Annotated in this window: 1 pseudogene; it reads right to left on the bottom strand. The window is 73.2% G+C overall.

The annotated features are described in order from the left end of the window. Nucleotides 1-72: 72 nt before the first annotated feature. Nucleotides 73-1,422, bottom strand: a pseudogene (locus AC08ON_RS12285) (DUF3367 domain-containing protein); the annotation flags it as partial.

Here is a 1,422-nt window from a genome sequence, read left to right as displayed (position 1 = left end):
GAAACCAGGTTCAACAGAAGGCCGCTTCACGTCACGGCGACACGCCGGCCCACCCCAAACCACCAGCGACTATCACACAGAGTGACACCCGAAGGTTAAACGACAAGCCAAGACCAAGGCGCCGAACACCTGGACCAGCGGCCCGAACGCCCCCTGCCCGGATCCGGGCTGGCTGCCGGGCTGCGCCGCCACCCCGATTCCCGCGCCAATCATGGCGACCGCGGCGCAGCGGCCCCCCGCCGCGGGCCAGCGCCGACCGACCAGGACGAACACCGGTACGGCCAGCGCCACCGGGCCCGCCACCAGCGCCACCGCCAGCATGGCGAGCACCGTCCACCCCACACCGGCCACCGGCGGGGACACCGTCGCCCGGCCCAGGCGGCGCGGCCTCAGCAGCGCCGGATAGCCGTTCTCGTCGGATCGTGGCCGTAGCCGGAACCGGGCGGGCAGCACGGCGAGCACGACCAGCACCACGACCAGCAACAGCCCCACCACGAGGTTGCGGCGGTATTCCGCACCGGGCGCGTTGTCGATGACGATCGTGCCGCCGGTGCCGGCCGGGACGATCCAGCCCTGCTGCCAGCCGTCGAGGCGCAGCGGGGTCAACGCCACGCCGTTCAGCTTCGCCGTCCACGAGGAGTTGGCGTTCTCCCGGACGGCGAGAAAGGCGCGGTCACCGGCGCCGATCTGGACCGTCCGGTGTTCCGCCGTCCACTCGTGCACCGTCGTCGCCCGCGGCGTGGCCGCGCTCACCTGGGCGCCCGATCCGACCAACGCGATCGCGTCGACGAGGATGGAGGTCGGTCCCTGGTCGACGCCGAGCAGGTGCGGCCCCGCCGAGAGCCGCAGCGTGCCGCCGTCGGTGCACAGCGACACCCGCACCGGCCGCACCGAGGTGACGTCGCTGTCCCGGCCGGAGATCCGCAGGGGGTAACGGGTCCCGTCGACGACCAGAGTGGGGCCCTGGCCGCAGTCGATCAGCAACGGAGTATCACCTGCTGGGGGTGTCCCCCGCGGCGGGGGGATGAAGCTCGCCGAGCCGCTCATCGTGAAGGTCATGTCCCGGGGCACCTCGAAGCGCCGGGACAGCGCCAGCTCCTCCGAGCCGCCGAACGGCTGCGCCGGGTCGACCCGCTCCCGGGCCATCGAGAAGGCGACCAGCCCCCCGTCCGGCGCGGCGAAGCGCCGGGCCACGTCGGTGGGGAGCTGCGCGTAGTGGCGGAAGGTGGCCCCGGGGATGGTGATCTCCCGAATACCGGCGCCGAGGGTGTCGTCGGTCTCCTGGCCGACCCGCGCGAACGTGATGCGGTACCAGCGGCTCGGCCCCGCTGGGACGGCGAGGCGCTGGATGTCCTCCACCGGACGCACCTCGGTGACCACCGAGCCCGCCTCGCTGGACACCCGCAGCGCCTCGACGGCCGG

The sequence above is a fragment of the Frankia sp. CoWAU3 genome (assembly GCF_977971855.1).
The sequence above is the reverse complement of the archived record's forward strand: the minus strand, read 5'-3'. Positions and strand labels throughout refer to the sequence as shown.